The sequence below is a fragment of the Alteromonas sp. AMM-1 genome, assembly GCF_047290655.1.
GTDB classification, from domain to species: Bacteria; Pseudomonadota; Gammaproteobacteria; order Enterobacterales; family Alteromonadaceae; genus Alteromonas; species Alteromonas mangrovi.
The window spans coordinates 1-7,504 of record NZ_JBLBUE010000166.1; the positions used below are offsets into that span (position 1 = coordinate 1).

The 7,504-nt window shown below is 49.0% G+C and carries 8 protein-coding genes, 1 tRNA gene and 1 pseudogene; 1 reads left to right on the forward strand and 9 read right to left on the reverse strand.

What is annotated here, in order from left to right; translation table 11 throughout:
- The 4 genes and pseudogenes from ACLR2L_RS17240 to ACLR2L_RS17255 all read right to left on the reverse strand — a co-directional run.
- Nucleotides 1–198 (reverse strand): annotated as a pseudogene (locus ACLR2L_RS17240) (amidohydrolase); the annotation flags it as partial.
- A 168-nt stretch (nucleotides 199–366) separates the two neighbouring features.
- The gene (locus ACLR2L_RS17245; protein WP_140961830.1) at nucleotides 367–1,305 is read right to left on the reverse strand and encodes a tRNA-dihydrouridine synthase; all 939 of its coding nucleotides are present in this window, start codon (nucleotides 1,303–1,305) and stop codon (nucleotides 367–369) included.
- Nucleotides 1,306–1,496: 191 nt separating this feature from the next.
- A complete protein-coding gene (locus ACLR2L_RS17250) occupies nucleotides 1,497–1,673 on the reverse strand; it encodes a hypothetical protein (protein WP_413369878.1) in 177 nt (58 codons plus the stop codon).
- Nucleotides 1,674–1,759: 86 nt separating this feature from the next.
- Nucleotides 1,760–2,674: a M14 family metallocarboxypeptidase gene (locus ACLR2L_RS17255; RefSeq protein ID WP_413369879.1), complete on the reverse strand. Its 915-nt coding sequence runs from the start codon at nucleotides 2,672–2,674 to the stop codon at nucleotides 1,760–1,762.
- A gap of 86 nt (nucleotides 2,675–2,760) precedes the next feature.
- Here ACLR2L_RS17255 and ACLR2L_RS17260 point away from each other — a divergent pair, with 86 nt between their 5' ends.
- Nucleotides 2,761–2,901: a hypothetical protein gene (locus ACLR2L_RS17260; protein ID WP_413369881.1), complete on the forward strand. Its 141-nt coding sequence runs from the start codon at nucleotides 2,761–2,763 to the stop codon at nucleotides 2,899–2,901.
- Between the two features lie 43 nt (nucleotides 2,902–2,944).
- Here the strand turns inward: ACLR2L_RS17260 and manD are convergent, their stop codons facing one another.
- The 5 genes from manD to ACLR2L_RS17285 form a co-directional block, all read right to left on the reverse strand.
- Nucleotides 2,945–4,153 (reverse strand): D-mannonate dehydratase ManD, encoded by a 1,209-nt coding sequence (gene manD / locus ACLR2L_RS17265; RefSeq protein WP_413369882.1) that lies wholly within the window; start codon nucleotides 4,151–4,153, stop codon nucleotides 2,945–2,947.
- A gap of 14 nt (nucleotides 4,154–4,167) precedes the next feature.
- The gene (locus tag ACLR2L_RS17270; RefSeq protein ID WP_413369884.1) at nucleotides 4,168–5,439 is read right to left on the reverse strand and encodes a TRAP transporter large permease; all 1,272 of its coding nucleotides are present in this window, start codon (nucleotides 5,437–5,439) and stop codon (nucleotides 4,168–4,170) included.
- A complete protein-coding gene (locus ACLR2L_RS17275; protein ID WP_413369885.1) occupies nucleotides 5,436–5,981 on the reverse strand; it encodes a TRAP transporter small permease in 546 nt (181 codons plus the stop codon). Before ACLR2L_RS17275 ends, ACLR2L_RS17270 begins: the two co-directional genes overlap by 4 nt.
- An 11-nt stretch (nucleotides 5,982–5,992) precedes the next feature.
- Nucleotides 5,993–7,006 (reverse strand): C4-dicarboxylate TRAP transporter substrate-binding protein, encoded by a 1,014-nt coding sequence (locus ACLR2L_RS17280; protein WP_413369887.1) that lies wholly within the window; start codon nucleotides 7,004–7,006, stop codon nucleotides 5,993–5,995.
- A gap of 352 nt (nucleotides 7,007–7,358) precedes the next feature.
- Nucleotides 7,359–7,434: transfer RNA gene (locus tag ACLR2L_RS17285), tRNA-Glu, on the reverse strand.
- Nucleotides 7,435–7,504: the final 70 nt, after the last annotated feature.

Here is a 7,504-nt window from a genome sequence, read left to right on the forward strand (position 1 = left end):
ACCGTCAAGTACTGTCACGTTGGTAATCAACGTGGGTGCTCCGGGTACGGGTGTATAGCGGCTGGGAAAAGGATTACTATCGATGCTGACCTTTGCTGCCTGCTCGGTTTTGGCGTCTTTGTCTTCTGAACAAGCCGTTAACCACAGCGCACAGCAACAGAGCAGCATCATGCTGAGTTGTTTTTGTGTGTTTTTCATGTTTCCTGGATCCGTTATTTTGTGTTCTTTTCATCGCGTGTCATTGGCACAATGCCTCTGCCACAAGATGGAACCAAGCCAGGCGTGCGCAATTCAGTTGCACACACCGTAAGTTATAACGGTAGCGAAAAGAACCCAAACCAACAAGCCAAACACACACGGCTTACCTTAAAGATGTGCGGATTGTCGCAATACCTTTACAATATCGTCGGCTTTTTGCAGGCTTCGAATAGCGCCAAACAAGGTTTCAGCCTGCGGGTACTGGCGTTTCAGATAACCACACCACTGCTTAATTCGGTTGGGGTAATAACGGCCTTTGTCGCCAAATATTTCATAGCCGGAGTAATCGATAAGCAGTTGCGATAAATCTGTCCACGACATCGGAGCTTGTTCCCCACGAATATGCCAGGCCAAATTTGGCATCGCCAGAGCACCGCGGCCAATCATCAGATCATCGCAACCAGAATCGGCCATGCAGCGCAGGGCGTCCTCATAGTTCCAGATTTCCCCGTTAGCAATCACGGGTAATCTGGTTGCCGCTTTGATTTTCTTTATCCAGTCCCAGTAGGCAGGTGGACGGTAGCCCTCGGTTTTCGTTCGGGCATGAACAACAAGTTCGCTGGCACCCGCCTCGTCAATGGCAATGGCGTTGTCAATGGCCAGTGACTTATCTTCGTAACCCAGTCTGATTTTTGCCGTTACAGGCAAATGCGCGGGCACGGCCTGACGCACAGCAGACACGATGTCGTGGAGTTGCTGAGTATATTGGAGCAGCACCGCTCCGCCCTTGCTCTTATTCACGGTTTTGGCAGGGCAGCCAAAATTCAGATCCACACCTGGTGAGCCCAGTTCCACTGCGGTCAACGCGTTTTCAGCCAACCACTGCGGATGCTGGCCCAGTAGCTGGATTTTAACCGGCACACCGCTGGGCGTTTTACACCCATTGTGCAATTCGGGACACAGCCGGAAAAACGTCTTATGAGGGAGCTTTTGGTCGACAACCCTAACGAATTCAGTGACACATAAATCAAAGCCTCCCACGCGGGTAAGCATGTCACGCATCAAATGATCGACCACCCCTTCCATCGGGGCTAAATACACTCTCATATCAGGCAGGAAACTCGGTGAAAAATTGGCCGCGAAGTGTAGCAAATATCTCAGTTGGGCGTAAGTATTTTGCAGCCAGGTATGCGGGCGTCGTTTGAATAAGCGATAGCCTGGATTGCTTATATTTTGGCGGTGCTTGCCAGGGAATAGCAAAAGTGGCTGTGCGAATTGGTATTAACCACCATAAGGGGTCAGGTGTTTACCTGCGCTTCTACTGGTTGTTGAGCAGGCCATTCAACACTGTGCCACAAACATACATAGCAAGGATACTGGCTGTCTAAGGTTTTAAAAAACGCCTGTTCATTTTGTGCCTGTTCGCGCACAAACCGTTGTTCAATGCCATCGTAAAGTAATGCAACAAACTGCACGGCCATCCCCTTATTGAATGTGAATAAGGGGATTATACGTTTAGACGTCTAGAATTCCAAACGTCTATTTATCTTTTCAACGTAAATTATTGCGCCTGGCCTTGAGTGAGCAAATAGTGTAGTGCTCCCCCAATTGCAGCGACCTGCGCCAGATTGCAAATTTCGTCGGTTGCAGATGGACTGTCGGGATACACTTCCGTGGTGGAGCAAAGTGGTGCGCCTGAAAAGCCACCACATAAAAACAGTGCTTTTTTGTTGTACCCAATCACGCCCTCCGACAAAAGCGTTTCGCCAATAATTCGCCCACTTTCGTCAGCAGGCGCAATATGCGTCACTTTTTTCACTTCACCAATCATGGCTTCTTGTAATTCAATGCAGGGCTGTTGCGTATCAGCAACCAAATAAAAACCGTCGGGAATATTCCAGGTCTTCTGCTCTATGGCATCACGAGCGGCCAGTGCCGGGCGGAATTCACTGTTGTCGGTATCGGTGGTTTCATGTAAATCAACGTGCAGTGCGATGTCGCAAGGCAGTGATTGCACAAATTCCATGAGTAATTGAGATTCTGCTGCGGGTGAATTGGGTTTAAACGAACGATTAGGATCGACGGCTTTTGGATTCCAACGGTTAATGGTTTCGTAACCCCATGGGCTCACACACGGTACAATGATAAAATTGACTTTATCTGAGTAAGCCTGGCTGTATGCATTGGCAAACAATATTGCACCTTGAACGCCACTCGTTTCATAACCGTGTACGCCACCTGTGATCAGCACCCAGGGCGCCCCGTCAACCGGTGTTTTAGTTAATAAAGCGTACAGCGGATAGCGCTCGGTATCATAGGGCAACGCCCCGTAATGTACTCGGGTCAGAGAATCCGGCAATGCGCCTAATTTAGCCAATACGTCTTCTGCATAACTGCGTTTAACAGATTGCATGTCCAGCCACTGACGTTTTTCTGCTTCGCCCCATGGCGTCCCGGGTGTACCAACTGGATACATATTCACCTTCAATAAAAATTAGTTTAACAAACAACAGGCCAGCACAGTTTAACACAACCACATACATCAAACGAATGCAGACCAGCATGTTCCACTGCCCTGATATGAACACGCTTAAAGGGCTGGCCGAAGACTTTACGCCTGAAGTGGAGGCTGCCTGGATTGAAGTGTATACCCTGTTAGCCAGTGTAATGAAACAAGCTGCAAATGCACAGAAAGCATCCTAAAGCCTATTGAGTTCGGGCGATAAGGTTGTCGCCCGATAGTTATTTACCAATGCCAGAGCGTGCCGTCTTCCAGGCGGTTAACCGGCAGGCAGGCGCGTTTGTAAGGGTATTTTTTAGCAAGGTCTTCGTTAATATCCACACCATGCCCGGGCGCTTCTCCCGGCGTGAAATAACCTTCGTCGAAGCGGTAACTTATGCTAAATACCGACTCCATTAATTCACTGTGGGGCATGTGTTCCTGAATGCCAAAGTTTGGCACCCAGTAATCAAAGTGTAACGCGGCTCCCATGCACACGGGAGACAAGTCAGTAGCCCCGTGACACCCCATCCGAATATGGTACAAAGCCGCCAAATCCGCAATGCGCCTGAGCTGAGTAATACCACCGGCATGCACCACCGTTGAACGTATATAGTCTATCCATTGATTCTGGATCAGCGCCTGACAATCGTGAATGGAGTTAAACACCTCACCTACCGCTATGGGGGTGGTAGTGTGTTCGCGGATGAGTTTAAACCCTTGCTGATTCTCTGCGGCAACCGGATCTTCCATCCAGAAAAGGTGAAACGGCTCCAGCGCCTTGCCCAGTCTGGCGGCCTCGATTGGGGTGAGCCGATGATGAACATCGTGCAACAGGTGCAGATCATCACCATATTGTTCACGTACTGCTGCGAATAATCTCGGAGTGAAATTCAAGTATTTTTCCGTAGACCATACGGTTTCCGTGGGTAAATCAGCGTCGGCGGGTTCATACTTTTGCCCGGCCTTTGCCACACCGTAGGTACTGTTTACCCCTGGGATACCAGACTGTACTCGGATCGCTTTATAGCCCTGCTCGACTGCCTTACCAACAGCATCGAGCGTAGACGCAATGTCAGCGCCGTTAGCATGGGTATACACCATAATTTTATCGCGACTTCTGCCACCTAATAGCTGATACAAGGGCAATCCCGCTACTTTAGCCTTAATGTCCCATAATGCGGTATCAACGGCAGCGATTGCTGTCATACCTACCGGGCCTCTGCGCCAGTAAGCGCCGCGATAAAAATACTGCCAGATATCCTCAATACGGTGAGGATCTTTTCCCAATAATGCGGGCGCAATGTAGTCTTCAAGATAACTCACCACACTTTTTTCCCGACCATTCAGCGTGGCATCACCGACACCATATACGCCTTCATCAGTAACGATTTTGAGCGTTACAAAGTTGCGTCCGGGCGAACAAACAATCACTTTTACATCGCAGATTTTCATAGCAATGACTCTCGTTAAAATAATAAATCGGGTAAAAACAACACCAATGGCGGATACAGCGCCAATACAACCACTAGCGCCAGCACGGCAAGAAATAACGGCATCGCGGCTTTCACATAATCAGTTGCAGAACAATGGAGGATATTGCACACCGCATACATGGCAATTCCCACCGGTGGCGTGGTGCCACCAAAGGTCACCATGATCAACATAAGAATGCCAAAATGAACGGGGTCGACACCAACCGACTGCATCAGCGGCACCAGAATAGGCGTGAGCAACAGCACGGTAATCGTACCTTCCATGACCACGCCAACGACCAAGAGTATTACCATACACAACAATAAGATAAGTTGCGGCTGGGTAGTTAACTGTGTCACCGCCAGTGTCAGGGATACCGGTAATTGTTCGTACGCTATGGCATAACCCACTACCCCAGAGGATAAAATGATAAACATGATCATACCGATGTCGCTGATACTGTCGCGAAGTGATGTTATCAACTCAGCCAGCGTTAACTCGCGATAAACCCACTTTCCCACAATACAGGCATACAAAACGGCAAAAGCACCAGCCTCTGAGGGCGTAAAAATGCCAAAACGAATAGTCACAATGAGCAATATGGGGAAACACAACGCCCACTTACTTTGATTGAGCGCCTTAAGCACCTGCATTGCCGACGGCGGCGCAGCCTGTACCGGGGTAAAGCCCTTTTTTCTGGCCTGCACATAAACAACCAGCATGAGTACCAGCGTAAGCAGGATTCCGGGGATCAGTCCGGCTAGAAACAGCCTGCCTATCGACACATTGCCCATATAACCATACAGGATCAAACCAATACTCGGTGGAATACAGGCAGTAATTAAGGCACTTACTGTTATGGTTGCAGCAGTAAACCCCTTACTTAATCCCGAACTTTGCATAGGTCCGCCCAACACTCTTGCCTGCATTGCTGCGTCGGCGATGGCCGATCCCGATACGCCTCCCATCAGTGCGCTCAATACAATGGTAACGTGCGCCAATCCACCGCTTATCCAGGCAACCAGCACATTTGAAACAGTAATTAGCCGCTGGGTAATACCCGAATGATTCATCACATGACCGGCCAGGACGAAGAACGGCACCGCTAGCAGTGGAAAGCTCTGACTTGCTGCCACCATGCGCTGTACTGCTACGGTTATGGGTAAATGACTGTCCATAGCAAAATACACAAGACCGCCAGCAAGTAGCGCAAATGCCAGCGGTAAACCCAATAACAGCAGTACCAAAAATACTAACGCACTCATGAGTCGATTCCCTGCTGATGTGTTTGCCGTGTGGTTTTATCTAATGAAGATTCAGCGCCCACCAATACATTCAGCCAGGAGGGATACTCTTGCATCCCGGTTACCGGATGATATAAACATTGCATCAACACGCGGCTTTGCTGACAAATTGTAACCAGCATAAGCAGAGCACCGGCCGGTATTGCAGCGGTTACCCAGACGTAGGGCAGATCGGTACTTCCCAGTGTTCTGGCGGGGTTGATACTTAGCAGCTTGAATCCAAATATACCTATACACACCAGGCACAAGCCGCTTATCACATTGAGGCATAACTGGAACCGCAGTCGGTTAATAATGGATAGTTTATTGAACAATACATCCAGTCTTGCATGCGCCCCTTCCCGCAGGGCCTGATTAGCCGCCAGAACCGCCAACCAGACAAACAATAATTGCGCTACATCTACCGACCATATCACCGGGTACCCAATTGTTCTGAGCACAGCAGCCAGTAGTACCAACAGCACAATGGCTGCCAGTAACGTTACCGTAAGCGTGCGTTCCATTTTCGCCCACATTATTGAACACTCTCACCTGGCAATGCTGCTTGTTCGGCAAGATACTGCTGAATATCCAGATACAAGGCATCGTAACCCAACTCATCGTAAACCGATTTTGTTGCCCGCCTGAACGCGTCGATGTTGGGGGTAATGTTTTGAACTCCGTTTGCTTCCAGTTCCTGCTCGATATCCCTTTGGCGGGCCTGCACCAGAGAGGTCGCGTAATTGCCGGCATCTATGGCACTTTGCTGCACCGCAGCCTGTTGTGAGGGGGTCAGTTGACTGAACCACGACTGGCTGGCTACCAATCCGGAAATCAGGTGAATATGGCGAGTCTTACTGATATAGCGAATAACTTCGTACAGTCGCGCGCCATAAGTACCTGCATGCTGGGCTTCAGCACCGTCGATTACCCGCTGCTGCAAGCCACTGTACACTTCTGCCCAACTCAATGGCGTAGGCGTAGCGCCCATGGCGCGAATGGTACTAATCCATACGGGTGCACCGATGGTGCGCAATCGAATGCCATCCAGGTCGGCTGGCGTGGTGATTGGCTGATTGGTTAACAGGTGACGCTCGCCCTGCCACCAGTTAAACCCCAGTATTTTAATACCTGCAGAATTGGCGAGATCACCGGCCCATTGTTCGAACATGGGTGACTGGACCAACAGGTGAAGTTGTTCAGCCTTATCAATCAGATAAGGCGCACTCAAAATACCGATTTCACGCTGATAAAAAGACAACCTTCCGGCATCCACTAACACGGCTACCGGTGCACCGGCCATTGCCTGCTCGAGTACATCGTTATCGTTACCCAATTGAGAACCAACAAAAATCCTAACCGAAATGTCGTTGTTGGTTTGCCGCTCCACAGATTGCTTGAAATACACTAACCCTTGGTACATAGGATCGCTCTGACTTAGCGAGGTAACCACGTTAAGTGTGTTAGCAAATACCAGCGACGAGGAAAGTTGCATTGCCAGCAACGTAGCCATTGCAAGTAGGTATTTTATGGAAATGAATGGGTTCAACGCGCCGTGCAGCCTTAAACTTGATCCGAGCAATCTTGTATACAAGTTTAAAACTATAGCGAAATAGCCTGGTGCTCAAGATCAAAGCTATTCTTCAATTACGTATTTACATTATCTTTTTCACTTGGCATAACCGGATTGGCGTTCATTACGAATTGGTATTACAGAACGAAGCGCATGGTTTACTTGCATAACTGGAATGTAGTGTGATGGATAAGTTGGAATACAAGGAGAAAAGACAATTTGCTTCGATGGTAAATGCAAAGATGCTAACAAAACCAGTTTAAATAAGGGCTTCTCACCCCTGACGGCTACGCAAAAAAAAGACCAGCTTGTAGCTGGTCTTTTTATATGGCGTCCCCTAGGGGATTCGAACCCCTGTTACCGCCGTGAAAGGGCGGTGTCCTAGGCCTCTAGACGAAGGGGACAAAAAATCTTCTTTGCGAAGCAACGCTTCGCAGATTTTTTGTAAGGCGAAGTTACTTTAGTAACTGAGCG

What these genes read in the sequence shown, in the direction of transcription:
- ACLR2L_RS17245 (WP_140961830.1), bottom strand. Translation starts at nt 1,305, where the DNA reads ATGAGAGTGTATTTAGCCCCGATGGAAGGGGTGGTCGATCATTTGATG.
- ACLR2L_RS17255 (WP_413369879.1), bottom strand. Translation starts at nt 2,674, where the DNA reads ATGTATCCAGTTGGTACACCCGGGACGCCATGGGGCGAAGCAGAAAAA.
- ACLR2L_RS17260 (WP_413369881.1), top strand. Translation starts at nt 2,761, where the DNA reads ATGTTCCACTGCCCTGATATGAACACGCTTAAAGGGCTGGCCGAAGAC.
- manD (WP_413369882.1), bottom strand. Translation starts at nt 4,153, where the DNA reads ATGAAAATCTGCGATGTAAAAGTGATTGTTTGTTCGCCCGGACGCAAC.
- ACLR2L_RS17270 (WP_413369884.1), bottom strand. Translation starts at nt 5,439, where the DNA reads ATGAGTGCGTTAGTATTTTTGGTACTGCTGTTATTGGGTTTACCGCTG.
- ACLR2L_RS17275 (WP_413369885.1), bottom strand. Translation starts at nt 5,981, where the DNA reads ATGGAACGCACGCTTACGGTAACGTTACTGGCAGCCATTGTGCTGTTG.